The sequence below is a fragment of the Mesorhizobium sp. ORM8.1 genome (assembly GCF_053005525.2).
In genome coordinates, this window is the sequence record NZ_CM132600.1 from 2,887,332 (window position 1) to 2,913,796 (window position 26,465).

18 protein-coding genes, 4 pseudogenes and 1 riboswitch are annotated in these 26,465 nt (G+C 60.7%); of the genes and pseudogenes, 15 read left to right on the plus strand and 7 right to left on the minus strand.

Translation table 11 applies throughout. The features are described from left to right. Positions 1–5 precede the first annotated feature (5 nt). The 3 genes from ACVDG8_RS14715 to ACVDG8_RS14725 all read right to left on the minus strand — a co-directional run bounded on the left by ACVDG8_RS14715 (position 6) and on the right by ACVDG8_RS14725 (position 3,099). Positions 6–875 (minus strand): hypothetical protein, encoded by an 870-nt coding sequence (locus tag ACVDG8_RS14715; protein WP_447255294.1) that lies wholly within the window; start codon positions 873–875, stop codon positions 6–8. A gap of 71 nt (positions 876–946) precedes the next feature. Beyond that, complete coding sequence (locus ACVDG8_RS14720) at positions 947–1,585, minus strand: hypothetical protein (RefSeq protein ID WP_447255295.1); 639 nt, start codon at positions 1,583–1,585, stop codon at positions 947–949. A 314-nt stretch (positions 1,586–1,899) separates the two neighbouring features. Beyond that, positions 1,900–3,099, minus strand: coding sequence for an IS256 family transposase (locus ACVDG8_RS14725; protein WP_023780675.1), 1,200 nt, complete (start codon positions 3,097–3,099; stop codon positions 1,900–1,902). Between the two features lie 498 nt (positions 3,100–3,597). On the opposite strand from ACVDG8_RS14725, the pseudogene ACVDG8_RS14730 reads away from it, so the two are divergent. Next, a pseudogene (locus ACVDG8_RS14730) lies at positions 3,598–4,095 on the plus strand (tyrosine-type recombinase/integrase); the annotation flags it as partial. 576 nt (positions 4,096–4,671) lie between these two features. Here ACVDG8_RS14730 and ACVDG8_RS14735 read toward each other — a convergent pair. Further along, positions 4,672–7,302: an EAL domain-containing protein gene (locus tag ACVDG8_RS14735; protein WP_447255296.1), complete on the minus strand. Its 2,631-nt coding sequence runs from the start codon at positions 7,300–7,302 to the stop codon at positions 4,672–4,674. Between the two features lie 302 nt (positions 7,303–7,604). Further along, positions 7,605–8,048 (minus strand): hypothetical protein, encoded by a 444-nt coding sequence (locus ACVDG8_RS14740; RefSeq protein ID WP_447255297.1) that lies wholly within the window; start codon positions 8,046–8,048, stop codon positions 7,605–7,607. Between the two features lie 295 nt (positions 8,049–8,343). Between ACVDG8_RS14740 and ACVDG8_RS14745 the strand changes: the two genes are divergently transcribed. Both ACVDG8_RS14745 and ACVDG8_RS14750 read left to right on the plus strand, forming a co-directional pair. Beyond that, positions 8,344–9,039, plus strand: coding sequence for a response regulator transcription factor (locus ACVDG8_RS14745; RefSeq protein ID WP_447255298.1), 696 nt, complete (start codon positions 8,344–8,346; stop codon positions 9,037–9,039). Positions 9,040–9,225: 186 nt separating this feature from the next. Further along, a pseudogene (locus tag ACVDG8_RS14750) lies at positions 9,226–9,578 on the plus strand (DUF2083 domain-containing protein); the annotation flags it as partial. 169 nt (positions 9,579–9,747) lie between these two features. On the opposite strand, the gene ACVDG8_RS14755 reads toward ACVDG8_RS14750, so the two are convergent. After that, positions 9,748–11,361: a choline dehydrogenase gene (locus ACVDG8_RS14755; RefSeq protein WP_447255299.1), complete on the minus strand. Its 1,614-nt coding sequence runs from the start codon at positions 11,359–11,361 to the stop codon at positions 9,748–9,750. Between the two features lie 200 nt (positions 11,362–11,561). Then, a complete protein-coding gene (locus ACVDG8_RS14760; RefSeq protein ID WP_447255300.1) occupies positions 11,562–13,028 on the minus strand; it encodes an APC family permease in 1,467 nt (488 codons plus the stop codon). Between the two features lie 184 nt (positions 13,029–13,212). Here ACVDG8_RS14760 and ACVDG8_RS14765 point away from each other — a divergent pair, with 184 nt between their 5' ends. The 12 genes and pseudogenes from ACVDG8_RS14765 to ACVDG8_RS14820 all read left to right on the plus strand — a co-directional run bounded on the left by ACVDG8_RS14765 (position 13,213) and on the right by ACVDG8_RS14820 (position 26,177). Next, complete coding sequence (locus ACVDG8_RS14765) at positions 13,213–13,971, plus strand: DeoR/GlpR family DNA-binding transcription regulator (protein WP_447255301.1); 759 nt, start codon at positions 13,213–13,215, stop codon at positions 13,969–13,971. Positions 13,972–14,068: 97 nt separating this feature from the next. Continuing rightward, positions 14,069–15,109: an SIS domain-containing protein gene (locus tag ACVDG8_RS14770; protein ID WP_447255302.1), complete on the plus strand. Its 1,041-nt coding sequence runs from the start codon at positions 14,069–14,071 to the stop codon at positions 15,107–15,109. Further along, positions 15,106–16,029: an ROK family protein gene (locus tag ACVDG8_RS14775; RefSeq protein ID WP_447255303.1), complete on the plus strand. Its 924-nt coding sequence runs from the start codon at positions 15,106–15,108 to the stop codon at positions 16,027–16,029. Before ACVDG8_RS14770 ends, ACVDG8_RS14775 begins: the two co-directional genes overlap by 4 nt. A gap of 641 nt (positions 16,030–16,670) precedes the next feature. Beyond that, on the plus strand, positions 16,671–17,636 hold the full coding sequence (locus ACVDG8_RS14780; RefSeq protein WP_447255304.1) for an NUDIX hydrolase: 966 nt from the start codon (positions 16,671–16,673) through the stop codon (positions 17,634–17,636). Positions 17,637–17,701: 65 nt separating this feature from the next. Beyond that, positions 17,702–18,676, plus strand: a complete 975-nt coding sequence (gene nadA / locus ACVDG8_RS14785; RefSeq protein WP_447255305.1) for a quinolinate synthase NadA — start codon at positions 17,702–17,704, stop codon at positions 18,674–18,676. Next, the gene (locus ACVDG8_RS14790) at positions 18,673–20,214 is read left to right on the plus strand and encodes an L-aspartate oxidase (protein ID WP_447255306.1); all 1,542 of its coding nucleotides are present in this window, start codon (positions 18,673–18,675) and stop codon (positions 20,212–20,214) included. Before nadA ends, ACVDG8_RS14790 begins: the two co-directional genes overlap by 4 nt. Continuing rightward, positions 20,211–21,065 (plus strand): carboxylating nicotinate-nucleotide diphosphorylase, encoded by an 855-nt coding sequence (gene nadC, locus ACVDG8_RS14795; RefSeq protein ID WP_447255307.1) that lies wholly within the window; start codon positions 20,211–20,213, stop codon positions 21,063–21,065. The genes ACVDG8_RS14790 and nadC overlap by 4 nt, the downstream gene beginning before the upstream one ends. A 157-nt stretch (positions 21,066–21,222) precedes the next feature. Then, positions 21,223–22,164 carry a biotin synthase BioB gene (gene bioB / locus ACVDG8_RS14800; RefSeq protein WP_447257352.1) on the plus strand — a complete coding sequence of 314 codons (942 nt, stop codon included), beginning with the start codon at positions 21,223–21,225 and terminating at the stop codon, positions 22,162–22,164. After that, positions 22,161–23,300 carry an 8-amino-7-oxononanoate synthase gene (locus ACVDG8_RS14805; RefSeq protein WP_447255308.1) on the plus strand — a complete coding sequence of 380 codons (1,140 nt, stop codon included), beginning with the start codon at positions 22,161–22,163 and terminating at the stop codon, positions 23,298–23,300. Before bioB ends, ACVDG8_RS14805 begins: the two co-directional genes overlap by 4 nt. Continuing rightward, a complete protein-coding gene (bioD, locus tag ACVDG8_RS14810) occupies positions 23,297–23,932 on the plus strand; it encodes a dethiobiotin synthase (protein ID WP_447255309.1) in 636 nt (211 codons plus the stop codon). Before ACVDG8_RS14805 ends, bioD begins: the two co-directional genes overlap by 4 nt. Continuing rightward, positions 23,932–25,196: pseudogene (locus ACVDG8_RS14815) on the plus strand (adenosylmethionine--8-amino-7-oxononanoate transaminase). The gene bioD and the pseudogene ACVDG8_RS14815 overlap by 1 nt, the downstream one beginning before the upstream one ends. Further along, positions 25,193–26,177 (plus strand): annotated as a pseudogene (locus ACVDG8_RS14820) (beta-ketoacyl-ACP synthase III). The pseudogenes ACVDG8_RS14815 and ACVDG8_RS14820 overlap by 4 nt, the downstream one beginning before the upstream one ends. 99 nt (positions 26,178–26,276) lie before the next feature. Continuing rightward, a riboswitch (TPP riboswitch) is annotated at positions 26,277–26,393 on the plus strand. Positions 26,394–26,465: the final 72 nt, after the last annotated feature.

A 26,465-nucleotide genomic window follows, 5' to 3' on the forward strand; every position in this document is an offset into this window, starting at 1 on the left:
GTATCTCAACTAGGCTTCTGATCGGCGCTGGGGCAAAGCCCAAGTTTAGCCGACATGGCGAGAAGGAATTCAGTCGCGGTCTTGCGTGATGACTGTTCAAACATGTCACGCAACTCATCCATGATCTCAGCGCACAACCGAAACTCACAAAGAAGCTCCGAGTCGTCCTTGCTGACCTGTATTCGGAGGCGGGTCGCACCACCTACTGCTTCACCTGCCGGTGCTACCGCCTCGTCCTGCGGCATGACTTCGCAACCTTGAGCACCGACTCCGAGGGTCGAAGCTGTCGCCAATCTATTGGTTGATATCCGTCGCGCCTGTGCGATTGCTTTACGGCAGTCACGCAACGTTCTGTTGCTCGCCCAGGCTAAGAACTCATGCGGAGGGACAGATTCATGCTGAGCATGCATCAACATTGCAGCGTAGTCGGAGGCGATCTTATGATCGTCCTCCCACTCGGGCCGTGTGATGAGCCTCACAGCCAGGAGTGCCGGGTTCGTTGCGGACGGGCGGCGTTTCAGGCCGGCGAAGTACGGATGGGCTTTGACATGCGCAATTGAGTCTTCTCCGCAAATGGCCATTGTAAGAAGTAGTTCATACGCCGGCATCAATGCTTCAAGTTTTTCCTGCCATGTTCCAAAGAAGAGCCAATGGGCATCGGTGAGGAAGCACTTTTCGATCGCGCTGTGGAGAACGGAAGGCGACTTGCTGCAAGGGGCGATTACAGTGGAATCGACGACCGGTTCGATGCTTCCCTGGGCCTGCCCAGTTTCGGTTGAACCGAAGTTGTCACCGCCTTGCGCATAGAAAGTGCCGTGTTCAGCGCCCACGCCCGCAAACGGGAAAGCACCACTATTTGCCCTGAGCTCGACCATTTCTTTCTCCCGTTATCGGGATCAAATGGCACGACACCCACGAATGGTCGAGCGAATTACGGTCCACAAAATCAGCCAGAAAAAGGCTCCCTTTCTGGACCCCTCGCGCGCTTGACGGGCACTAACTTCAAGGCAGTCCGGACCTCTTCGGCTTTAATGTCAGGATCAATGAGTTGTAGCATTTGGAAAACAAAAAGCGGACCCGGCTGCACAAATTCAAGTTCCTTCGTTTCACGCTTTACGACATCAGGGTTCTGCTTGAATTTTCTGCCGCCGAGTTCTTTCCACAACTCACACAGGGCAACGGTCGCGTTATTGATGTGGAGATTTTCCGGCCTACCCTTGTCGACGGAGCGAGGTACCTCTAGACGCGTCAGGATTGATAAATTTTGGAGACACGCCTGAAGGTTGGCGTCGAATTCCGCCCGGTTGCTCTTCAAGCTCCTTCTGACTAGACCGGCCAGCCGTGCTTCAGGGGAAGCTAGCGAAACCGAGCCTGGGGCGACGACGCCTATCAAAAGCGAGGCTGCCGACTGAAGCTTTTTGAGCTCACGGATGTCCCCTCTGCTGATGGGAGTTCGCAAAAAATAACTCGCCTCGCTCCAGTATCGTTGACAAATTCGCTCCAATACCTGCGCAAACGGGTATTCATGAAGCTTCACCTTGTCGAGCGCAAAAGGCTTGTCTGGTAGCCTTGGCACTAGCTTCATGGCTTCGTTCCTGCTCGCAATAGCCTGCGAAGATGGGAACATCCCTTCACCCTGATAGGGCGTGTCAGCGAAATATCGAACCGGGAGTTGGTCTTCGTTGGATCCTCGACGAACCATTTTCCTGAGCGTCCAGAGTCTTTGGCTTGTAGATGGCGATCAGCCCCAAGGACCGACTTATCGCGACACGACCGATAGAAGCAACGCAGGTATAAAGTTTAGCAAGCTGGTTGTGAAGATTGCTATCTGATCGTGTCCCGGGGAGTGGTGTAGCTGACGGCATTGGTCGCCGTGCTCTCCGGCATGGGCCGGGCTGATCAGCGCGCCACGGCTGGCAAGCTGATCAGGGGATCATCGCTCATCTGGCTGATCGTTTCCAGAGTCATATATCTGGCCCGCTGCACTGCCCATTCATCGTTCTGTTCGAGCAGGATTGCGCCGACCAGACGCACGATCGCATCGTCGTTCGGGAAGATTCCGACGACCTCGGTGCGCCGCTTGATCTCGCCGTTGAGACGCTCGATCGGATTGGTCGAGTGCAGCTTGGCGCGGTGTTCTTTCGGGAAGGTCATGTAGGCCAGCACGTCGGGCTCGGCGTCGTCCATGATTGTCGCCAACTTCGGCACCTTCGGCCGGATCTGGTCGGCGACGGCGCGCCATTGCACGCTTGCGGCCTCGGGCGTTTCCTGGGCGAAGGCGGTGGCGATGAAAGCGGAGACGACCCTGCGGCCGCTCTTGCCGGCATGGGCCAGCACGTTCCTCATGAAGTGGACGCGGCAGCGCTGCCATGTCGCGCACAGCACCTTGGTGACGGCCGCCTTGATGCCTTCATGGGCATCGGAGACGACGAGCTTGACGCCGCGCAGGCCGCGGCGGGTCAGCTTGCGCAGGAACTCCGTCCAGATCGGCTCGGCCTCCGAGGTGCCAATCTCCATGCCCAGCACCTCGCGCCGGCCGTCCGCGTTGACGCCGACGGCAATGATGACGGCGACCGAGACGATGCGGCCGCCGCGGCGCACCTTCAGGTAGGTGGCGTCGATCCACAGATAGGGCCAGTCGCCCTCGATGGGTCTTTCAAGGAACGCTTTGACCTTGCCGTCGATCTCCTCGCACAGCCGCGAGACCTGGCTCTTCGAAATGCCGCTCATCCCCATGGCCTTGACCAGGTCGTCAACCGAGCGGGTCGAGATACCCTGGACGTAGGCCTCCTGGATGACGGCGGTCAGCGCCTTCTCGGCCATGCGGCGCGGTTCGAGGAAACCGGGGAAATAGCTGCCCTTCCTGAGCTTCGGGATGCGCAGCTCGACGGTGCCGGCGCGCGTCTCCCAGTCGCGCTCGCGATAGCCGTTGCGCTGGGCCGTGCGCAACGGGTTCTTCTCGCCATAGGCGGCGCCGGTGGCGGCCCCAACCTCCATTTCCATCAGCCGCTCGGCGGCAAAGCCGATCATCTCGCGCAGGAGATCGGCATCCGGGGTCTTCTCCACGAGCGTGCGCAGGTTCATCATGTCGTCGGTCATCGGTGGTCCTTCCGAATTGGGTTGGCGTCAACAACCAAACCCTACCGGAAAGCGCCGATGACCACCGCAAGCCGCTCGCTCGCTACAGCGCGACTAACGGCGCACTCGCGAGCGGCTTCACTACCGCCGAGCTACACCACCTGTGGGGACACGACCTGCTATCTTACACACTGCCAGCTCGACCTTGCACCACACCAGTGCTACACAGGCTTACAAAATGGGATGGCCTTGCGATTGATTTTGCTAGGTTTTTTCTGCGTTCTGCCTTTTCCGCCTCTGGGCACCATCCCCTCTTCTCTCGATAGTCTCTTTCGCCGAAGCCTCTACGCTTATGCTTCGGCAACTAACTGAAATCCTTACTGATTTCGGCGCGCAAGGCGCGGATGGTCGGGTTTTGTGGAATTTCTGCGCAATTGGTCCAACGAGGCGAGGGGCTGGTATTTTCGCTGGTATTGGAGCTCCTGGTGGTATCGATGCAGCCAAATGGAGGTCCCGAAAATGGCCCTTTCCGACGTAAAATGCCGAAATGCCCGACCCGTTTCCAAGCTCGTGAAATTGTCTGACGGCGGCGGGCTCCAGCTTTGGGTTCAGCCTACCGGATCTCGCCTATGGCGCCTCGCGTATCGTTTTGGCGGCAAGCAGAAGCTTCTGGCGTTGGGCAGCTATCCCCTCATCTCCCTCGCCGAGGCGCGCGAGGCGCGCGATACCGCCAAACGTCTCCTCCGACGTGGCATCGACCCCGCACAGGAGCGTAAGTCGCAAAAGGCTTTGGCAGAGGACACCTTTCGCTCAATCGCGGAGGACTATGTCGACAAGTTGAAGAAGGAGGGACGTGCCGACCGGACCATCATCAAGGTCAAATGGTTGCTCGACTTTGCCTATCCAACGTTCGGGGACGAAAGCGTTCGGGAGATCGATCCAGCCACAATTCTTACCGCTCTCCGCGGCGTGGAGGTTCGCGGTCGATACGAGTCGCCTACGCCCGGGCAGAGCACTGGGAAGACCGCGTCAGGATGATGCAATGGTGGGCCGATTATCTGGATGAACTCGAGAGCAAAACCCGCGGATGATCTCAATCAGCGGACGCGAGGCAAGCCTGCCCGTCCATACACCATCGCCAGGGTCAAATTGAATCCAACAGCGACGGTTCGCCAAACGACGAGACCAACCTCCGAAAATGATACTGAACCCGTCGAAAAAACGAAATTGGACGACCAATGTGGCAGGCCCGGAGGACGTGATCTTTTTCAAGACTCTCCGACCCACTTAGTGCTGCACCCGCATCGTGGCCGCCCCAATTTGCAGAACTTGACGCACACAACCTTTGCAGAACTCTCAGCACACTACCGCGGCACATGAGTGCAGCAGACCTGATCCTGTTCAAGCCGTACCGTCTCTGCGCAAGGATGCCTCCCGCTGAGGATGCAACTCGAAACCCCAAAAGTCCGATTCAGGCTGGCTATTTCTTTGGGTGGGGAATCGGCTCGGTGGTCGCGAAGCTCCGGCCGGAACTCGACGCCGAAGTTCGCATCATCTCAGATCGTTGGTACGGAGTTTCGCTTGCGCACCCAGCTAGGCCGGCACAGAGGCATTCCTGCGACGCCCGCCAGCGGAGGCCTGCGCGATTTTCCGCTCGCCTGTCGTTTCGGGTGCAGTCTCGATGATTTCACCCGCCACGACGGCGCGTGTCCGTTCAAGCATCGCGGGAATGTCCCGTGCGGGCATTGGGCGGCTGAGCAGGAACCCCTGCGCCTCGGTGCAGCCTTCTCGCCGGACTCGTTCCAGTTGCTCGAGGGTCTCGACGCCCTCGGCGGTGGTCTGCATGCCGAGGCTGTTGCCTAGGCTCGTGACCGCCCGGATGATGGCGACAGAACTGTCGATATCCCCCGCGTCCTTGATGAAAGACTGGTCGATCTTGATCTTGTCGAACGCAAATGAGCGCAGATAGCTCAAACTCGAGTAGCCGGTTCCGAAGTCATCCATCGCGATATGCACGCCCAGCATATGGATCTGTTCCAGCATCGCGAGAGTGGACTGGGTATTGGCCAGCAGGACTGTCTCGGTAATTTCCAACTCGAGTTGCCCCGGAAGAAGTCCCGAAGCATCCAATGCCCCGACGATCGTCGAGAGCAAACGCGCGTTGCGAAATTGCGCCGGCGACAGATTGACAGCGACCTTGGTGCCGGCGGGCCAGCTTGCCGCGTCGAGACAGGCTTGCTTGATAACCCATTCACCGATCGGGACGATGAGGCCGATCTCCTCGGCCAGGGGGATGAATTCTCCCGGGGAAACGATGCCGCGCGTCGGGTGATGCCAACGCAGCAGCGCCTCGAAGCAGCTGACCTCGCCGCGGTCGAGATTGAGGAGCGGTTGGTAGTAGATCTCGAACTGCTCCCGTAGCACCGCTTCACGCAGATCGAGTTCGAGAAACCGCCGCGCCTGCATGCGGGCATCCATTTCCGGTTCGAAGAACCTGCAGGTTCTGCGTCCTTCCGCCTTCGCGCGGTAGAGCGCCATGTCGCCGTTCTTGAGAAGTTGGTCGGCGTCCATGCCATCATCCGGCGCAATCGAGATGCCGATGCTGGCGCTGATCATAACGCCGTGGCCATCCACGACATAAGGTGCGCTCAGCCCATCGATGACCCATTGGGCAAGGGCTGTCGCCTCGACCGGTTGATCAGCTCCCTTTTGGATGATCACGAACTCGTCGCCACCGAGTCTTGCGACGGTATCGCCTTCACCAACGGCCTGTCTCAGCCTGGCGGCGACCTCCCTCAGCAAGGCGTCGCCAGCCGGGTGCCCCAGTGTGTCGTTGACCGTCTTGAAATGATCGAGATCGAGGCAGAGGAAAGCAATCTTGCCATCATCGCGCCGCATCTCGACCAAAGCCTCCTCGGCGCGTTCGCGGAACAATAAGCGGTTTGGAAGCCCGGTAAGCCCGTCGTGGCGCGCCATGTGGGAAATCTTGGCTTCGCTGCGCCGCAACTCGGTCACGTCATGGTGGGTCGCAAGCCATCCGCCGCCCGGCAGTGGCTGATGGATGAGGTCGATGGTGCGTCCGTCGCTGAGTTCCACCAGGCTCACCACGCGCTCGGCGCGATCGATAGTCGCCGTGAGCTGCTGCAGATACTTTTCCGGGTGCTGGCCGACATAGAGCCCCGCCGCGATCCGGAACCGCATCAAATCGATCCATGGCGTGCCGGGACGAGTCAGAACCTCCGGCACATGGTAGAGATCCGCGTAGTTTTGGTTGCATAGAACCAGCCGCCTCTCCGCATCGAACATGCAAAGCCCCACGGGCATGTTGGCGGCAGCCGCGGCCAGTTGCTGCCGCTCCAGCTCGGCTTCGCGGGCCAGGGTATCGCTGCGCTCCAGACTGGCTCGGTAGCCGGCAAAGGCCGAGAACAGCACTCCAACCTCGTCCCGACGATCCCTTTTCAGCGCAATGAGACTCGAGCGTCGCTCGCCCTGCGCCAAGCGATGCATCGCCTCGCTCACGGCAAGGATCGGCTTGCTGACATTGTGGCGTATCCAGGCGACAAGCCCACCAAGACATCCCGCGGCAAAGAGAACTGCCAGCCAAGTCAATCTCTGCGCGACGGTATAGGTGTTATCTGCCATCGCCGCGGCCGCCTTGCTGCGCTCATTGGTGAGGGCGAGAAGATCGTCCAACCGCTGCGTGGCGGCGGCAACGGTCGGCAGCGATACCGTCTCGAACTCCTTGACGGCCGTCGTCCGCTCTCCTGTTTCGAGGAGCGGGAAAATCGATGTCAGGGAATCCTGATAGGCTGTCCACAGGTTGACGAACTGGTCGAACAGCTGCTGCTCGGCGAGTGATCCGGCACTCCTGCGGTAGGCACGCCGGCCTCGCAGTATTTCCTCGCTCTCCCTCGCCATTTCCTTGTCAATGCCGGCTATCTGCGCAGCCTCGGCTGTGCGCACGCGCAACGTCGCATAGAGCTGGTGTTCCGCGAGGTTGCGTTTCATCTCGCCGACGACCTGGACCTGTGGCAACCAAACGCTGGTGATCTCGCTCGTGACCTTGTTGAGTGACCGAAGTTGCGCGACCCCAAATACTCCCACAGCCACGATGCACAGCAGCGCCAGTCCAAAGCCCAACGAGAGCTTGGTTCCGACGCTAATGTCCTTCAGCTGCCTTATGTAGAACACCGAAATCGCGTTCCCAATTAAAACGAGTTCCAAGTTTTCGCGAAATATTAAGTGTATTCGCAGTGTCACGCCTAAGGTGTTAATGCAGACTTAAGACTACATACGGCGGTTGCTCGGCTGAGCCACCGAGCCCGGTCGATCCCTAGCTCGGACATTTGCGACGAACATTCCGATCTCCTAGACAGATCGCCTTTGGGACCGATTGCGCACCGCCTGGTTTTTCGCTGGGATACACGAGAACGGACATTCTATTCGTCCGAATTGGCAAAGAGGGGTCAGCCGTCATAACGAGCCCGACCAAAGCCAAATGGCAGGAGCGTGAGCCCGAGGATTCGCTAGCGGGTCGCCGTGTCAAGCAAATCGAGAAATTCATCCATCACCAGCACTTCTTTCGGTGCATCGAATAGCGAATCGAGTAACCTTCCCATCTCATTTGCAGCAATAATTTCTTCTATTTCGGCAGAGCTTCGCTCGTACATAAACTGGCAGTGGATGCGGAATCCCGATCTTCCCACGACATAGCATCCAACCAGCTCTGAATTCTCGTCTCCGAACTGGATGTAAAAGAAATCGGGAATGCCCTTCAGGCTCCCGACATTGATGGAAGCGCCTCCCTCGGAGATGTCGCACAGACTCAAGTTCGCGCTGTTGACCTCACGGATACCTCGCGACGGAAACATCACACGGATTGCAAAATCGACCTTTCGCCGGTCCCACTTTCTGTCCCCGACCGGTTGCCCAGCTGCAGGGTGGCACCGCCGGTTCTGGGAAATCAACATCTTAGCACCCTGCAACGCACGAAGACTATGAAGGTCGACTACGCTTGATCTCCGGAACGATAAGCGGGGCGCAAGCCGTTGGGAATCGGCACTAATGCCGCTGCTAAATCTTACGTTGGCAAAAATACCATCCGTAAAAATACCATTTGCCCCGATTGCTCCGTATTTTTCACAATGTTGTTTTTACGTATGATACTGTCACAGAGATACTGGCAAAGGCGGATTCGCGCCGTCCAACAGTTTCGTAACCATGCGTGCATTTGCAAAAGATAACTTGCTTTCCGTGGGGGTCCGCATGCTGGCGCTAATCGAAGAGCATCTTCAAAGTATCCGTAACGCGCAGTCAGACAGGGACATCGTTTCGGTTTTGAGCAAACTTTGCGGGCACTTTGGATACCGCAGCGCCTACGTCATTGAATATATCGGACCGCAAAGGAAGCCACAAATCGTCGTCGACACGAATGAACATCGGAATGGAATATGGAGCGACTATTTCAACAGCCCGCTGTATGACCGCAAGGCCGTCGCGGCCGTACTATCTTCCTCACCGGTCACCTTCCTTGATGCGAACCGTTTTTCCCCGGAAGATCGAGCTAGGAGGGACTTTTGCACTCAGAACGACATAGTCGATTGCACCGTCGTCCCTATTCAGCACGGGGGCGAAGTGGTGAGTGTGGTGGGTTTTTGCGGACCGAAGCAATTGACACCGGCCGAGCAAACCGCTCTTCAGATCGTAAGTTACAACCTATTCGCTCAGACGCGCTCGTTCAGGAGTGTCGGGCTCAAGACATTGCCCGGGCCATTAACAGCCCGCGAGAAGCAAGTCATGAGGCTTTCATCCGAAGGGCTCACATCGCAGGAAGTTGCCGAGCGCTTAGGAATGTCGCCTAGAACCGTGAATCAGCACATCGACAACGTCGCACACAAACTAGGCACGAAAAATCGGACGCACACCGTGGCCGAAGCGATACGCCACGACCTTCTCACCTGACGATACAAGCCGGCTTGATTGAGGACCTTCCTATTTTCCATTGCCGACCGTGCAATGGTTGGTTTCGGGCAACTCCGACAAGCGGGCGCAAGGTCCGTCGGTTCCCGTGTCCGGACTGCCAGATTTGATCGCCAGCGTTAATTCGACATTGTCTAATATTGGCCAGGCAATTCCGGAAGAAGCACCTGGAATGTGCATCGGGCATTCGAAACTCCGGGCCGTTTCATTCGCCAACTGGCCGAGACGCCGGACGGCGTTCGCTATCTCAGCGTGGCTACCGAGCTCACTAAAGGAGATGGCGGTTCAATGCCTCCAAACGTCGCTATGCTATCGCACTAGGCTGCGAAGTCGCCAATGCCGGGGCCCTGGTGTATTCGGACGGTCTAGATCTAGCCGATCGGGCCGCTTTCCAGCCAATCGGTATCTCCTGTCGCATCTGCGAGCGTACGAACTGCGACCAATGGGCGGTGCCGCCACTCAAGCGGCGCCTCCAGGTCGATCATAACGCGCGTGGCGCTCTGCCCTATGTGATAGTCTAACCAGAGCAGGTCGCGATTGCTGATTCCAGCCTCCGTATGGTCTCTGGGGAGGAGGATGCCATCACCACATTTTGTCGTTTCTGCCTGTCAGTGACTAAGCTCGCAGCGAGCCGGTAATGGGTAATGGCTTAAACTGGCCTTGTGTGATGATCTGATTGCACACCGAGACTCAAGTCGTGGGGACCACTCTAGTCGACATCGAAGCTGCGATTTTCTCCGCCACCATTATGATTGGCCCGTTAATGTTGGCGGAAGGTACACGCGGCAGGATTGACCCGTCTACGATGCGCAGGCGTTCGATTCCGTGGACACGACCAGCGCCGTCGGTGACGGCGAGGTCGTCCAAGCCCATCCGGCATGTGCTTGTGGGGTGATGTTCAGTGTTGGCGACCGTCCTGAGCCAGCCGGCGATCTCGGTGTCAGTCGCCTTGATGTCCGGCGTATCAACCGCGGGGCCACGGTAAGGCATCCAAGCCGGCTGCTCGACCATCTGCAAGGTCTTGCGAATGCCGGCCACCATTTCGGTGATGTCGCGCCGGTCGGTCAGATAGTTGAACCGAATTTTCGGTTTAGCGGCTGGATCGGCGGATTTGAGCGATATCCTTCCGCGGCTGTAAGGCCGCATCTGGCTTACAAAGTATTGGAAACCATCCGAAATGGTGACTTTCCCGGACTGGAAGTCAGCCAGAAAGGGCAGGAATTCGTGCTGCAGGTTGAAATAGGCGACATCGTCGCTGCTTTTGAAGAAGGCGCCGACCTCGAAGAAATTCGTCGCGCCCAGACCGGACTTGAACAGCATCCACTCGAGGCCGAGTTTCAAGCGCCCGACCATGTTGAGTTGCCGTCGGATCGAGACGCCTTTCGTCGATTGGAAACGCAAGGGGGCAACCACATGGTCTTGAAGGTCCGCGCCCACGCCTGGCAGATTGGCCAAGGGTGAGATCCCGTGCGACCGAAGATGCTCTCGATCGCCAACGCCGGAGAGCATCAGCAGTTGTGGCGAGCCGACCGTGCCCGCGCAGAGGATGACTTCACGCGCAGCACGGATACGCAACCTCTCACCGCAGCGAGACAGGGTGACGCCAGCAGCGACCTTGCCGTCAAAATCGATGCGCTCGACAAGGCAATCCGTCATGACCGTCAGGTTCCGCCGTGACGCGGCTGGTTTGAGATAGGCGAGGCTGGTGCTACAGCGCACGCCGTCCCGGATAGTCGCCTGCGTGATGTGAACACCCTCCTGGTTGCCACTGTTGTAGTCGCCGGCATCGCGCAGACCGAACTCCTGGCCAGCCTTGAGGAACGATTTGTAAAGAGGGTGCTCCGCCTTGCTGCGAACAACGGAGATCGGCCCCGACCCGCCCCGCAGGGGGTCACGACCACCTTCGAAGGTCTCCATCTTGCGGAAATAGGGCAAGCAGTCCTTGTAGTCCCACCCCTCGATTCCGAAGTCGCGCCAGCCGTCATAATCCTGGTGGCTGCCCCTCACGAACACCATGCCATTGATGGAGGAACTGCCTCCAAGGCAGCGGCCGCGAGCCTGGCCGATACTTCGGCCATGAAGCTCAGCCTCGGGCTCGCTCTCGAACTTCCAATTGTAGACATCGCTCTCTATTGGAAATGTCAGCGCGGCCGGCATCCGAATGGTAATGCTTCTATCGGATGGGCCTGCTTCGATCAGGCAGACTTCGATCGAAGGGTCTTCGGTCAGTCGGCTGGCAAGAACGCATCCCGCCGATCCGGCCCCGACGATGACATAGTCGAATTCGAATTTTGTGCGGCTCATGTACTATCCCATCCGGCAGGTGCCGATGACTGCATGGCAACCCGCGCTATTGGTTCCGTCATAAAGTTCGTCGCGTTAGAGGCTCAGCTTCTGCGTTGAGCTCATCGTGATTGCTGAGGCCAGCAACGGGGCTTCATGACTCAGCCTCATAATTGCATTCGGTTGGGCGCTCGGCGCGCCCAACCCGTGTTGTCGGTCGTTCAGCGCTGCACGGCCGGATTCGCCGACGATGCGGTTCTAAGGGCAGCCATGGGTTGTTCGGTGCCGACCACATATTGCGACAAGGTTTTCCAGCCAGTGCGCGAACTGGCATGCAGCCGCCACAGGACCAAGAGCCCCGCGGCCAGCAAGGCAGCCGCGATGGCGGGCGCGTAACCGACCGGCGGATCCGGCAGCGGCACGAGCGAGTAGTAAAGAACAAGGAAAAGCGCAATGGTCGAGATGATGGGGAATATGACGTGAATGAGGACGTTCAATTCTTGCCGCGCAGTTGTCAGGAAGAACCGGGCCACGCCGATGTTGCCCATCAGGTAGACGAAGACATAGATGATCGTGCCAAGCGTCCCCAGCATGAAGAACGACTGATCGGGCCCGACCAGGGTTCCAACGCCCAGACCAACCCCAATTGCCAAAAGCGACTGCGCCAGCACGGCACTGTGAGGCGTGCGATACTGCGGGTGAATCTTGTTAAGCCAGGACGGAAGCGCTTCGGCGCGAGCCATGGCGTACCAGTTGCGGGTGGAATCCACGGTGCATGCGATGCAGACGGCGATGCCGGAATTCAGCAACGCGAGGAGCACAAGCACCCAGCCATTGCCCCAGAGACGCTGCGCGACAACAAATGCCGGGTTTTCCGTCGCGTTCGCCAGATCATTCAGATTCTGGGTGCCCCAGCCGATTTGAAGGCCCCAAGCGCAGAACACGTAGTACACGCCAAGCAGGATGACCGAGCCGATGATGGCTCGAGGGATCACAGTCCGCGGTCTGCGGGCCTCCTCTGCCACCGCTGCCGCGCCCTCCCAGCCCGTGAACGCAAAGATCGAAAGCACGACGGCCAGATAGAAGCCGTGCAGATTCGTGCTGCTGGCCGGATTGAAACCGCTAAACGAGATGCCGCCAGGTCCTGGTGAAATCAGGCCGGAGATCGCAAGCGCGAGGACGATCAGCATCTCGATGATCGATAGAACCGTCAGCATCTTGCCGGAAACTTTGATTCCTCGATAGCCGATGTATCCAACCAGAAGGAGGATGGCCAGGGTCGTGATCTGCCAGGGAAGATTGAAACCATAGTGTTGCTGCAGTTCCGTCTGCAGGACGAAGCCGGTATAGGACGCGAGGCCGCCCGGGATGATCGCCACAAACCAGGAATAGAGCCAGCCGACCAGGAAGCCGGAACGCGGGCCTACGGTGGCGCTGACGTAAGTGTAGAAGCCGCCCGCCGACGGCAGATGCCGGCCGAGTTGTGCAAGGGAAATCGCGACCACCAGGCCGATCACGAATGCAGCGATATAGGTGGATGGGGCACCGAGGCCCGCTTGCTGCGTATTGAACCCGATCGTCGTGAGCACGCCAACCGCTGGTGCAATCTGGGCGATGCTTTGCATGAGCACCGTTGTCAGGCCGACCGAGTTTCGTTGCAGGCCTTCGTCTGAATGGTCCTTGACCATGCGATTCCCCTTTTTTGTTTTATGACGAATGGTGCGGGGCAGCGTCTTACGAAGACATACCCTGCGACTACAATTATATTGCACGAAAGTGTGCAGTCAAGGCGCAATATCGTGCACATCCGGTTGCACGAATTGTCCATCCCGGCTACGGTCGCCTGATGCAACGTTCATAAGATTGGGAATCATGAACACTTCGGAGAGACGCCGTGCCCTGCTGCAGCGCGCGCGTGAAATGGGATATGTCGATGCGGGATCGCTTGCTCACGTCTTTGGCGTCGACAGCTCAACGATCCGCCGGGACCTCGCACAACTAACACGGGCCGGTCTCATCCGGCGCACGCATGGCGGCGTCCTGCCAGCGGATCCGGGAACGGTCATCGATACGCCCTATGCGGTGCGCCAGAATGAAAATCTCGAAGCCAAGCAGGCGATCGCTCGCGCTGCGGTCGACCTCGTGCAAGACGGGCAGATCGTCATTCTCGACAATGGCTCGACGACATATCAGGTTGCCACCGAACTGCGGAGACGCCGTAATTTAACTATTATTACCAATGATTTGCTCATTGCCGTCAGAACCGCGGGGCATCCCACCAATCGTCTCCATATGACGGGGGGCGTGCTGCTCGACACCGTGTACACGCTGGTCGGTCCCGCCGCAGTTGCGGCATTCGATGGACTCCACGCGGATTGGGCGTTTCTGGGAGCCGAAAGCATCGATGCAGAGGCGGGCGTGACCAACATCAACGTCGTCGAAATCCCGATCAAGCACGCGATGATGGCAGCGGCGGCAAAAACGGTTTTCGTCGCCGACAGCACGAAGTTCGGCCGCCGATCCTTTGCCACGGTTTGTCAACTGAGCCAGGCGGACCTCATCCTCACCGATGACGGGCTGGCTATGGAGAAGCGGCCAGCATTTGGGACAAAGCTGCGTTGCGTGCACTGAAATGACCCTTTGCGCAGGGGATTGCACGAAAGTGTGCAATCGTGCATAGAATTGGAACAGGCGTTCTCGCGCCATTGTTCCACTGAGAGACTTCCCCATGACCCTGCCCATGATCGCCGGCTTCGAACAAGACATACTCGATCAGCCGGACGCGCTTGCATCCTTCGCCTCCCGGCCCTTGCCGATAGGTATTGCGTCACTCGATTTGGCGCAGTTCGATCGTATCATCATGACCGGCATGGGATCGTCGGACTATGTAACGATCCCGCTCGAGCTTTTGCTCGCCGGCCGCGGCATGCCTGTCTGGCGCTTGCAGACGAGCCGGCTCCTGGAAACTCTGGAGATGATCACGGATCGGACATTGCTCTGGATCACCTCCCAATCAGGCCGTAGCGGTGAGGTCGTGGCGTTGCTCGACCGATTGTCGGCGGGCCGCAGAGGCATTGTCGTGGCGGTGACGAATGACCCCGAAAGCCCACTGGCACGCGCCGCCGATCACGTCGTCGAACTCCATTGCGGCAAGGAAGCGACGGTGAGCAGCAAAAGCTACCTCAACACGCTGGCGGTGATGCACAGGGTTTGCGCTCGTGTGGAGGGTCGCGTGGACGAGGCGGCAGTCAACGATATCCGGACCTTGGCCGGTGATCTGCGCGCCGCCATCGAGGCGCCGCCGCAGATCATCTCCGTCGTGGCGAAGCGAGCACTGGCAGCTCCAAATCCGCGGTTCGCCCTGATCGGCTCAGGGCCCGATGCTGCGACGGCCCTTACCGGTGCTCTGATCCTCAAGGAAGCCTCCAAAGTCGCGGCGGAGGGCTATATCGGCGGCGCCTTCCGACACGGGCCGCTGGAACTGGCAGGCCCCGGGCTCACCGCATTCCTGTTCGGGTCGGGCGCGGACGAGGACTTGACCCTTCGCCAACTCGTGCGGGATCTTTCCAGAACTGGTAGCACGGTGGTCACCATCGCACCGCGCAACTACGACGGAGCGGAGCACATTGCGATACCGTCGCACCCTGTATGCAGCCGTATGGCGCACGCCATGATCACCGTGCAGCACCTCAGCGTCAGCCTGGCTCGGCAAGCCGGTTTAGTGCCAGGTGAATTCCGCTATGGCCAGAAGATTACGGCGCTGCTGTGAGCCTCGTTTTCGCGGGTGTCGACCTTGGTGGAACAGGGAGCCGCTTCGTCGCTCTGCGGCCGCACGGCGTCCTTGCGTCGAGTATCTTGAAGACTTCGGAACTCGGTGCCGGAGAGCTCGAGACCAGACTGAGGCGCCTAGTCGGCGCTATCCGCGACCTGGTGCCTCGAGGGGACACTTTGGCTGGCGTTGGAATCGGTGCAACCGGACCCGTTGATCGTACTGCTGGGGTGATCCATAACATCGACACCTTGCCCAGGTTCTCGGGGACCGGTCTGGTTGCTGAACTGGAGACACGGCTCAAAGTCCCTGTGGTTATCGACAATGATGCCGTGGCTGCAGCCGTTGCTGAACATCGGCTCGGGGCTGGCGAAGGCGCTTCGCGCATGCTCATGGTGACGCTAGGCACCGGCATCGGTGCGGCGTTTCTCGTGAACGGCGAGCCATTCCGCGGCCCGAACGGAATGCATCCCGAAACCGGACATATCCCCATCGTGAGCGGCATCGGTCGATGCTATTGCGGCGCGGATGGGTGCTGGGAGCAGGTTGCATCGCGATCAGCACTGCAGGCCATGCTCCGACAGCATCTGCCATCAAACGTGCAGGGCAAAGACGTGATCCCTCTTGCGGCCGCTTCGGTGGACCAAAACCCCTTCATACGCGATGCATTCGAGACTTACGGAAGCCTCGTGGGGCGGGGCCTGTCGATTCTCCACACTCACTACATGCCGCAGGTTACCGTGCTGGGTGGCAGTGCGGCAGCCTATCTTCACCTGTTCGAGGAAAAGGTGCACAAAGCGATGGAAAGAACTCCAACCTTCGCGGTGCAGTCGGCCGTACATGTTGCTGCGCTGGGTGACGAAGCTGGCGCAATAGGCGCCGCATTGATTGCACAGGGCCTGTTTGCGAAGCGGCAATGATCGGCCGTATCTGTGCAGCCGAATTACACTATAATTAATTAGGCTTGGCTCGAACACATCAAGAATATATCTGCCAATAGAGCGCCCTGAACTCTGTGAGAAACTTCAGACATGACCAGATCCCGTGGCCTCGACATCATCCAGACTCACAAGATACTAGGTATGAATAGTCAACTCCTCGGAGGTTTGATTGGGCGGCAACGCGTCTTACGTGGTGCCGCCGCCGCCCTAGCCGGAACGAGTTGGCCACCTAGTCCCCTATGCAAGCTACGACATCATTGATGTGCGCGCACAGCGGCATGCGGCGTCGCCTTCCCTTGAAACGCGTCTGCTGGGATCGAGGCGGCCGTTGTGCAGGAACGCTTCGCTCAGTTAGCCCGTGATCTTGCCCGAATGGAACGGTCTTCCGCGGGTCTTTCGACACCAGCAATTGACACGGGCTGGCGTTTGCCTTTGCTTGCCCGATCGACGATGGTCAATGTGAGAAGGCAGGGGCTATAGCTTCTTCGCACCAAGGAACCTAGTTTGCGGGCAGGAAAATGGGCTCTGCCTTGCAGCGATTGGATTTGGCTGTCGCCACAACGCAGCGATCTGCTGGTGGTCCACTCGAGCACCTTCACACCGGAATTCCGTCGATCCCAATGCAAGACAAGACAACCCAGGCGACAAGGCAGGCTGCAGGGAACAATCCGAGCAACGCCATTAGCGCGGATCTGATTGCCGTCGTTATTGCGGTAACCCATGGTGAGCCACGCGTTCTGACCATCGAGCGGGCCGGGGCTTTGCCGTCTGGCCCGTTTGAGCTCAGCCATCGTTCACTGCAGTCGGGCCTGAGGGCGTGGGTAGAGCGGCAGACCGGTCATCCGTTGGGCTATATCGAACAGCTCTACACCTTTGCCGATCGCGACCGGGCCGGCGACGAGCGCGTGCAGATCTCGATCAGCTATCTCGGCTTGACGCGGGAGGAACAGGCGGAGCGGTCGCCGACGCATGGATGGCACGGATGGTACGACTATTTTCCATGGGAAGATCACCGCGCGGGCGTGCCGCCTATCCTGCCTGATATCCTCGTGCCTCGACTGTTGGTCTGGGCCGAAGAAGCCAAGAGTATGAACATGCGACGTGATCGCCGGCAGCGCGTGGCATATGCCTTCGGCATAGAAGATCGCGCCTGGAACGAGGAACTCGTCCTGCAGCGATACGAACTGCTCTATGAAGCAGCGTTGGTGATTGAGGCCGCAGGCGACCGAGATACCAGGGGTGCTCCGGCTATTCCCGGTCGACCGATGATCGCCGACCACCGCCGCATTCTGGCGACGGGGATCGCCAGGCTTCGAACCAAGATCAAATACCGCCCCGTCGTATTCGAGTTGATGCCACCGGCATTCACGCTGTTGCAATTGCAGCGTACCGTTGAAGCGCTTGCCGGCAGGCTGGTGCATAAACAGAATTTTCGTCGGCTTATCGAACAGCAGGACTTGGTCGAAGAGACTGGCGAAACGATGTCGGACACAGGCGGGCGTCCGGCAAAGCGTTTCCGCTTCCGCCAGGAAGTTCTGGCGGAGCGAGCTGTCGCAGGGACAAAATTACCACTTTCACGCGCTTGACATTTCTTATGCTCAAAGTAAGCATATGTGCAAATTATACTCACTACGAGCATAAGGAGCAGAGCATGCTCAACGTCTCCAGGCGTACGGTCGCGCTCTACAATCGAGTGCGGCGGGTCATCCCGCCAATCGAGTGGCCAGCATTCGAAGAGGACATCGAGGCTATTCTCGATCTGAAACGGCAGCGAAACGCGGTCGTCCTGGCGCACAATTACCAGACGCCGGAGATCTTCCACTGCGTCGCCGACATCGTCGGCGACAGCCTGGCACTTGCCCGCAAGGCAATGACGGTCGAGGCCGATGTCATCGTGCTGGCCGGCGTGCATTTCATGGCCGAGACGGCGAAGCTGCTCAATCCAGGAAAGACGGTTCTCATTCCCGACATGAAGGCCGGCTGCTCGCTGGCAGACTCCATCACCGCCGGGGACATCCGACTGCTGCGGCAACGCTATCCGGGTGTGCCGGTCGTCACCTACGTCAACACGTCGGCCGAAGTGAAAGCCGAGTCCGACATCTGCTGTACGTCCGGCAACGCGAGGGCCATCGTCGAATCCCTTGGTGTTCCCCGGGTGATCATGCTGCCGGACGAGTATCTGGCCCAGAACATTGCTGCCCAGACCGATGTCGAGATCATCGCCTGGAAAGGGCATTGCGAGGTGCATGAGCGCTTCACGCCGGCCGACATACGCGAGTTGCGTGAAAGTCATCCTGGCGTGACGGTGCTGGCGCATCCTGAATGCCCGCCCGAGGTGGTGGCAGAAGCGGACTTCTCCGGCTCGACCGCTGCCATGTCCGATTATGTCGGACAGCGAAAGCCGCCCCGCGTCGTGCTGATGACGGAGTGCTCGATGAGCGACAATGTCGCGGTCGAACACCCCGAGGTCGAGTTCATCCGGCCCTGCAATCTGTGCCCTCACATGAAGCGGATAACGCTCGCCAATATCCGTACTGCACTTGAGCAGAACCGCCATGTCGTCACCATCGAGCCGGAGATTGCCGGGCGTGCGCGGCTGGCCGTCGAGCGGATGCTGGCCGTATGAGCACGGATGTCCACGATCTCTCAGGCCGGCCGGTCATCGTCGGCGGCGGCATAGCTGGGCTGATGACCGCACTTCACTTGGCGCCTGAGCCGGTGCTTCTGCTGTCGAGATCGCCGCTGGGCGCGGACGCATCGAGTGCTTGGGCACAGGGCGGACTGGCAGCGAGCCTGGGCGGCGATGATGACCCGGCGCTCCATCTTTCCGATACTCTTGCCGCAGGTGATGGTCTTTGCGATGCGCAAGCAGCAAGACGCATCGTGTACGCCGCGCCCGCCGCGATCGAGAATCTGGCACGCGTTGGGGTTCGCTTTGATCGGACGCCGGCAGGCGCGTTTCGTCTGGGACTGGAGGCCGCGCACAGCCGCCGGCGCATTGTTCATGCCGGAGGGGACGGCAGCGGACGGGAGGTCATGCGCGCGCTCGTCGCCGCCGTGCGCTCCACGCCGACAATAACGGTCGTTGAAGGCATCGAAGCGCGCAGGCTGGCCGTGCAGGACGGCAGGATCACCGGTGTGCTGGCGAATTGTTCGACGGGTCCGGTGTTCTTCGCCACGGGACGGGTCGTTCTCGCCACTGGCGGGATCGGCGGCCTCTTCCATGACTCGACAAACCCATTCGGCAGCTGCGGGCAGGGCCTGGCACTTGCGGCGCGCGCGGGTGCCGTCCTTGCCGACCTGGAGTTCATCCAGTTCCACCCGACCGCGCTCGATGGGCCGGGCCGTCCGATGCCACTCATCAGCGAGGCGGTTCGCGGCGAAGGCGCGGTGATCGCCGACGAGACAGGACGGCGTTTTCTCGACGGCGTGCCAGGGGCGGAACTTGCAGCGCGCGACGTCGTCGCGCGTGCAGTCTGGCAACACCTTGCCGACGGCCATCGCGTCTTCCTCGACGTGCGCGAAAAACCAGGCGCTGCATTCGCGCAGCAATTTCCAACGGTCGCGTCAGCCTGCGGCAAAGCCGGTATCGATCCGACGCGCGATCTCATCCCCATCCGGCCGGCGCAGCACTACCACATGGGTGGCATCGCCGTGGATCTGGCTGGGCGCACTTCGATTCCGGGACTTTGGGCCTGCGGCGAGGTCGCCTCGACCGGGCTGCACGGCGCCAACCGGCTTGCCAGCAATTCCTTGACCGAAGCTGTAGTGTGCGCGCGCTGGGTTGCGGAAAGCCTGGCGGGAACCCCTGCCCGCCGAACAGAGCCGGCGATTGCAAGAGACTACCCTTCGCCCGACCCGACACCAGTGCGCTCTCTTTTGTCGCGCGCGCTCGGCGTCGTGCGGGATGGCGAAGCCTTGAAAGCCGCCGCACGCGCCCTGTTGCCGCTCGCAGAATGCCACGATGCCGCGTCCGATCCCGCCGCCGTTGGGCTGATGATCACCATTGCGGCCTTGTTGCGCCGGGAGAGCCGCGGCGCTCACTTCCGGGCCGACTTTCCGCATCATGCGACCGTCGCCCGTCGTTCCCAAATCACGCTCGACGCCGCCATAGCCGCGGCGCGGGAACTCGCATCCTCCCCAACACTGGAAAGCGTTCTGTGAACCTCTCACCACTCCCCGCAATCATGCTCGAGCCTCCTGTCCGGGCAGCCTTGCTCGAAGACCTCGGCAGAGCCGGAGACCTGACCACCGATGCCATCGTACCGAAGGACCTTTGGGCAACGACCGTACTCTCGGCACGCCAGCCCGGAGTTATCGCTGGCCTCGATCTGGCGATGCTCGCTTTCAAGCTGATCGACCAGAATGTCGAAATGACAGTGGAGCGAGCGGACGGTAGCGACGTTGCGCAAGGTGAGACCATTGCATCGATCAGCGGTCCGGCCCGGGCCATTCTTACCGCGGAACGGACAGCGCTCAATTTCCTCTGTCATCTGAGCGGCATCGCCACGGCGACGGCATCGATTGTTGATGCAGTCCGCGGGCACAAAGCCAAGATCGTCTGCACCCGGAAGACGACACCTGGCTTGCGGGCGCTCGAAAAATACGCCGTGCGTGCAGGTGGCGGATCCAATCACCGTTTCGGCCTCGACGATGCGATCCTGATCAAGGACAACCACATCGCCATCGCCGGCGGAATTCGCACGGCAATCGAGCACGCGCGGAGCAGCGTCGGCCATCTCGTCAAGATCGAAGTCGAGGTCGATACGCTGGCCCAGTTGGAAGAGGCCTTGGACCTGGGACCCGACGCTGTCTTGCTCGACAACATGTCGGTCGACGAGCTGCAGCAGGCTGTGGGATTGGTTGCCGGCCGGTCGGTCACAGAGGCGTCTGGCAGGATCACCGCCGCGATTGCGCCAGCAATTGCCGCAACCGGTATCGATCTGATTTCCATCGGCTGGTTGACTCACAGCGCCCCCATCCTCGATATCGGCCTCGACTACCGTGAGCCTTGATCGTCGAGGCTGACCCTCTAGCCTATCCGTTTTTTCTCGACCGTGTCCGCCAGTCCAAAGGCGCCCGTGTCGCCACAACGCAAGGAACAGGATGGAAATGCGAGCAGCAATTTCGGAAAAAACCCTGCCTGAAGCTCAATCCTTCGACGGCCACCGGATGTGGACCCTGGAAGAAGCCCAGGCGCTCCACGACGCGCCTTTCAACGACCTTCTGTTTCGGGCACAAAGCGTTCATCGCCAGAATTTCGATCCCAACAAGGTCCAGCTCAGCCGGCTTCTCAGCATCAAGACGGGGGGATGCCCGGAGGATTGCGGCTATTGCAGCCAGTCGGCGCATCACGAAAGCGGGTTGAAGGCGTCGAAGCTGATGGAGGTCCGACGCGTCATCGCCGAGGCGACCAAGGCACGCGATGCCGGCGCCACCCGCTATTGCATGGGCGCTGCCTGGCGAAACCCCAAGGCCCGGGACATGGATGCGGTCGTGGCGATGGTCGAGGGCGTCAAGGCGCTTGGCATGGAAACCTGCATGACGCTTGGCATGCTCGATCTTGAGCAGGCCGCTCGTCTGAAACAGGCCGGTCTCGACTACTATAACCACAACATCGATACGTCGGAGCGCTACTACTCAGAGATCATCTCGACCCGCAAATTTGCCGACCGGCTGGATACGCTCGCCAATGTCCGCGACAGCGGCATTAAGGTCTGCTGCGGCGGCATTGTCGGCATGGGTGAAGAACCGGTCGACCGGATCGACATGCTGGTGACGCTGGCCAACCTGCCGGAGCATCCCGAAAGCGTTCCAATCAACATGCTGATCCCGATCGACGGCACTCCGCTTGCCGAAGCCAAGCCCATCGAGCCGATCGAGTTCGTGCGTGTGATCGCGCTGGCGCGCATCATGATGCCGAATTCGCATGTCCGACTTTCGGCCGGCCGCACCGCCATGACCGACGAGATGCAGGCGCTGTGCTTTTTTGCCGGCGCCAACTCGATCTTCGTCGGCGACACGCTGCTGACGGCGGACAATCCCGGCGAGGACAAGGATACTCTGCTGTTCCAGCGTCTCGGCATCGAGCCGATGGAAATCGGCACGCAATGAACGAAGCACTTCTTGCCCGGTATGACGCATCTTTGCGTGGACTGGCGCGCAAGGACCGGCTGCGGACGCTTGCGCCGCGCGCCGGTCTCGACTTCTCGTCGAACGACTATCTCGGGCTTGCCGCCTCCAAAAGACTGGGTGACGCGGTTGCGGCGGCGATCGCGCGGGGTACGCCGGTCGGCGCCACCGGGTCGCGGCTGCTGCGCGGCAACGCGCCGGAGCATGAGCAACTGGAGGCGGACGCGGCGGCGTTCTTTGGCGCCGAACGCGCGCTGTTCTTCGGCAGCGGCTACATCGCCAACTTCGCTCTCCTGACCGCGCTGCCCCAGAAAGGCGACCTGCTGGTCCTCGACGAGCTCGCCCATGCCAGCATGCATGAGGGCGCGCACGCCGGGCGCGCCGAGTTCAAGCTGGCCGCGCACAACGACGTCGACGCTGTCGAGGACGCGATCACACGCTGGCGCGCCGAAGGCGGCATGGGGCGCGTCTGGATCGCGGTCGAAAGCCTTTACAGCATGGATGGCGATTGCGCGCCGATGGAGAGTGTCGTCGCGCTTGCCGATCGGCACGAGGCATTCCTCGTCGTCGACGAGGCGCATGCCACCGGCGTCTGGGGACCGGACGGCCGCGGGCTGGCCGCCGCTTTCGAGGGCCGCGACAACATCATCGCGCTCCACACATGCGGCAAGGCGCTCGGAGCGTCGGGCGCGCTCGTCACCGGACCGCGAACGCTGTGCGACTATCTCGTCAATCGCTGCCGGCCGTTCATCTACGCCACCGCGCCATCGCCGCTGATGGCGGTCGCGGCGCGCGAAGCGCTCGCCATGCTGTCCGACGAGCCCTTGCGCCGCGTTCAACTGCAGGAACGCATTGCCTTCGCGGGCCGTCAATTGGCCGAGCGCTGCGGCGCTCTACCGAGCGGCTCGCAGATCCAGCCATTTGTCATCGGCGACGTCAGGCGCACCATGACTGTGGCGGCGGCACTGCAGGCCCGCGGCTTCGACATACGCGGCATTCGTCCGCCGACCGTGCCCGAGGGCACATCGCGCCTGCGCATTTCTCTGACGCTCAACGTCGACGAAACCGACATTTCCGCCATGGTCGAGGCGCTCGCCGAGGTGTTGGCCACGGCATGACGAAGCGCATCGTCGTCACCGGAACAGATACCGGAATTGGCAAGACAGTATTTTCGGCGGGGCTCGCCGGCCTGCTCGACGGCTTCTACTGGAAGCCGGTGCAATCGGGCCTCGACGAGGAGACTGACAGCGAGGTCGTTGCCCGGCTTTCCGGCCTGCCGGCCGGACGCGTACTGCCGGAGGTTTACCGTCTGAGCATGCCGCTGTCGCCGCATCGATCAGCCGAAATGGACGGCGTCGCGATCGAGGCGGCCAAGCTCTCGCTTCCAGACTTGCCGGGTCCGCTTGTCATCGAAGGCGCGGGCGGACTGATGGTGCCGCTCAATCGACAGACAAGATTCATCGATATTTTCCAGGAATGGCAACTGCCGGTCATCCTTTGCGCCCGCACCGCGCTCGGCACCATCAATCACACCCTGCTATCGATCGAGGCCCTGCGGGCGCGATCCATTCCGCTCATCGGCATCGCCTTCATCGGCGAAGAGGTCGCCGATACGCAAAGGACAATCGTGGAATTCGGCGGTGTGCCGCAAATTGGTAGATTGCCGCACCTCGATCCACTGACGGGTGAAACGTTGAGAGATGCAATGGTTGCCGGCTTCGACCTGGCCATGATCACCGGAGGCGAATGATGCCGCAGTCTCGAGTCTGGCACCCATTCACCCAGCACGCGCTCGAGCCGTCGATCCCCGAAATCGTCCGGACCGAAGGCGCCTACCTTCACAACGCCGACGGCGCGCGCATCCTGGACGCCATTTCATCCTGGTGGGTCGTCACCCATGGCCACCGCCATCCCCGCATCATGAAGGCCATCGAGACGACCGCGTCGAGCCTCGACCAGATCATTTTCGCGGGCTTCACCCACGAGCCGGCCGAACGCCTGGCCGAGGCGCTTGTCGACCTCGCGCCCGCCGGCCTCGACCGGGTGTTCTATTCCGACAGCGGCTCGACCTCCGTCGAAGTCGCGCTGAAGATGGCGCTAGGCTACTTCCGCAATATCGGCGCGCCGCGTTCGCGCATCGTCGTCATGGAGCACAGCTATCATGGCGACACGATCGGCACGATGAGCGTCGGCGCCCGCGGCGTGTTCAATGCTGCCTACGAGCCTTTGCTGTTCGAGGTCGACACCATTCCCTTCCCGGCCGCCGGACGCGAGCAGGAAACGTTGGATCGTTTCGAGGCTGTGAGCCGCGACCGGCGCGCCGCCGCGCTGATCGTCGAGCCGCTGGTGCTTGGCGCCGGCGGCATGCTGATGTACCCGGCCTGGGTTCTGAGCGAATTGAAGAGGATCGCCGAGGCCTCCGGCACGCTGCTGATTGCCGACGAAGTGATGACCGGCTGGGGGCGAACCGGAACCATGTTCGCCTGCGAGCAGGCGTCCATCACTCCAGACATCCTGTGCACCTCGAAGGGCCTGACCGGCGGAACCATCCCGCTGGCGGCCACCCTCGCCACCGATGCCATCTTCCAGGCCCATTATTCCGAGGACCGGAAGAAGACCTTCTTCCACTCGAGCTCCTACACCGCCAATCCGATCGCCTGCGCGGCCGCACTCGCCAATGTCGAGGTCTGGCGCGACGAGCCGGTGGCCGAGCGGATCGCGGCCCTGGGCGCGAGGCAGGCGGCGGGGCTGCAACGCTTCCGGGACAATCCATATTTCACCGACTGCCGGGCGACCGGCACGATCGCTGCTCTCGACCTACGCACCGGCTCTGCCGGCTATCTGGCCGAGATCGGACCGAAGCTGCGCGCTTTTTCCTCGAACGAGGCATGGTCGTGCGCCCGCTCGGCAATGTCGTCTATCTTCTGCCGCCGTATTGCATCACCAGCGAGGAACTGGACGGGCTCTATGACGCCATCGAGGAGGCCGGTGAACGCTTCGGTCCGAGGCCATGAGCCGATCGTCGCGCATTCTCGGATTTGGCCATCATGCGCCGTCGCGCAAGGTCGAGAACCCGGAAATCGAAGACCGTCTCGGGCTTGAACCCGGCTGGATCGAGCGCCGCACCGGGATACGGTCGCGCTTCTGGGCAACAGACGAAGACACGCTGTCGGGCCTTGCCGCCTCTGCCGGCGACATGGCCCTGGCCAATGCCGGCATCGACCGCAGCGACATTGGTCTGCTGTTGCTCGCCACCTCGACACCCGACCACCTTCTGCCGCCCAGCGCACCACTGGTCGCGCATCGCCTCGGGCTCAGCCGCGCCGGCGCGATCGATCTGACCGGCGCCTGTGCCGGCTTCATCTATGCGCTGATGTTCGCCGACGGATTCACCCGCCTGCATGGCAAGGCAAGCATTGTCATCGCCGCCAACATACTCAGCCGTCGCATCAATCCGGCCGAGCGCGCCAGCGCCGTGCTGTTCGCCGATGCCGCCGGCGCCGTGGTGATCGGTCCGTGCGGGGATGCCGATCGAGGCATTCTCGGTGCCTCGGTCGATCTCGGACGGCTCACGCTATGGGCTGATCCAGATTCCCGCCGGCGGAAGCAATACCCCGTTCCATGGCGACCTCGACCTCGCGCAGACCCGGATGACGATCACCGACGGCCGCGAGGTGTTCGCCAAGGCCGTGGAGATGATGACTGACTGCGCGAGAGGTGCGCTCGCTGCAGCCCAAATGCCTCCGCAGGACATCGACCGGTTTGTGCCGCATCAGGCCAATGCGCGCATTTTCGATGCGGTCGGCAGGAACCTCGGCATCCCCGATGAAGCGATCGTCAAGACCATCGTCGAATACGGCAACTCTTCCGCCGCGACGATCCCGCTCTCGCTGTCGCTCTCCCATCGCACGCAGCCGTTTCAGCCGGGTGAGAAGGTTCTTCTGGCGGCTGCGGGTGCGGGTCTCAGCGGCGGCGCCCTCGTGGTCGGGATTTAGCCGAGCGACGCTCGGCCCGGCTAACAGCAAGACTGGCCACATGCGTTGGATGACTGGCCGAAGGCGCTTGACAAGTTAGCGCCGGCCCGTTCAACCTGAGGCATTCACCAGGGGAGTCCCGGCAAGGGGCTGAGATACTGCTGGCTTTTGCGGCGCAGTGACCCGTTGAACCTGATCCAGTTCATACTGGCGTAGGGACGGTGCAAGCGCTTTGCGGGAGTTTACGCCCGAAGTCCTGTTTCGAGCAGGTCGACCAAAGCGTCTTTTCATCCTTCCGGCACAGAACTG

Bases quoted from the DNA above. Each gene is read 5' to 3' on its own strand.
- ACVDG8_RS14740 (WP_447255297.1), bottom strand. From the start codon at position 8,048: ATGTTGATTTCCCAGAACCGGCGGTGCCACCCTGCAGCTGGGCAACCG.
- ACVDG8_RS14790 (WP_447255306.1), top strand. From the start codon at position 18,673: ATGAGCACGGATGTCCACGATCTCTCAGGCCGGCCGGTCATCGTCGGC.
- ACVDG8_RS14780 (WP_447255304.1), top strand. From the start codon at position 16,671: ATGCAAGACAAGACAACCCAGGCGACAAGGCAGGCTGCAGGGAACAAT.
- ACVDG8_RS14805 (WP_447255308.1), top strand. From the start codon at position 22,161: ATGAACGAAGCACTTCTTGCCCGGTATGACGCATCTTTGCGTGGACTG.
- bioB (WP_447257352.1), top strand. From the start codon at position 21,223: ATGTGGACCCTGGAAGAAGCCCAGGCGCTCCACGACGCGCCTTTCAAC.
- bioD (WP_447255309.1), top strand. From the start codon at position 23,297: ATGACGAAGCGCATCGTCGTCACCGGAACAGATACCGGAATTGGCAAG.
- ACVDG8_RS14715 (WP_447255294.1), bottom strand. From the start codon at position 875: ATGGTCGAGCTCAGGGCAAATAGTGGTGCTTTCCCGTTTGCGGGCGTG.
- nadA (WP_447255305.1), top strand. From the start codon at position 17,702: ATGCTCAACGTCTCCAGGCGTACGGTCGCGCTCTACAATCGAGTGCGG.
- ACVDG8_RS14745 (WP_447255298.1), top strand. From the start codon at position 8,344: ATGCTGGCGCTAATCGAAGAGCATCTTCAAAGTATCCGTAACGCGCAG.
- ACVDG8_RS14770 (WP_447255302.1), top strand. From the start codon at position 14,069: ATGACCCTGCCCATGATCGCCGGCTTCGAACAAGACATACTCGATCAG.
- ACVDG8_RS14725 (WP_023780675.1), bottom strand. From the start codon at position 3,099: ATGACCGACGACATGATGAACCTGCGCACGCTCGTGGAGAAGACCCCG.
- ACVDG8_RS14755 (WP_447255299.1), bottom strand. From the start codon at position 11,361: ATGAGCCGCACAAAATTCGAATTCGACTATGTCATCGTCGGGGCCGGA.
- ACVDG8_RS14720 (WP_447255295.1), bottom strand. From the start codon at position 1,585: ATGAAGCTAGTGCCAAGGCTACCAGACAAGCCTTTTGCGCTCGACAAG.
- ACVDG8_RS14760 (WP_447255300.1), bottom strand. From the start codon at position 13,028: ATGGTCAAGGACCATTCAGACGAAGGCCTGCAACGAAACTCGGTCGGC.
- ACVDG8_RS14765 (WP_447255301.1), top strand. From the start codon at position 13,213: ATGAACACTTCGGAGAGACGCCGTGCCCTGCTGCAGCGCGCGCGTGAA.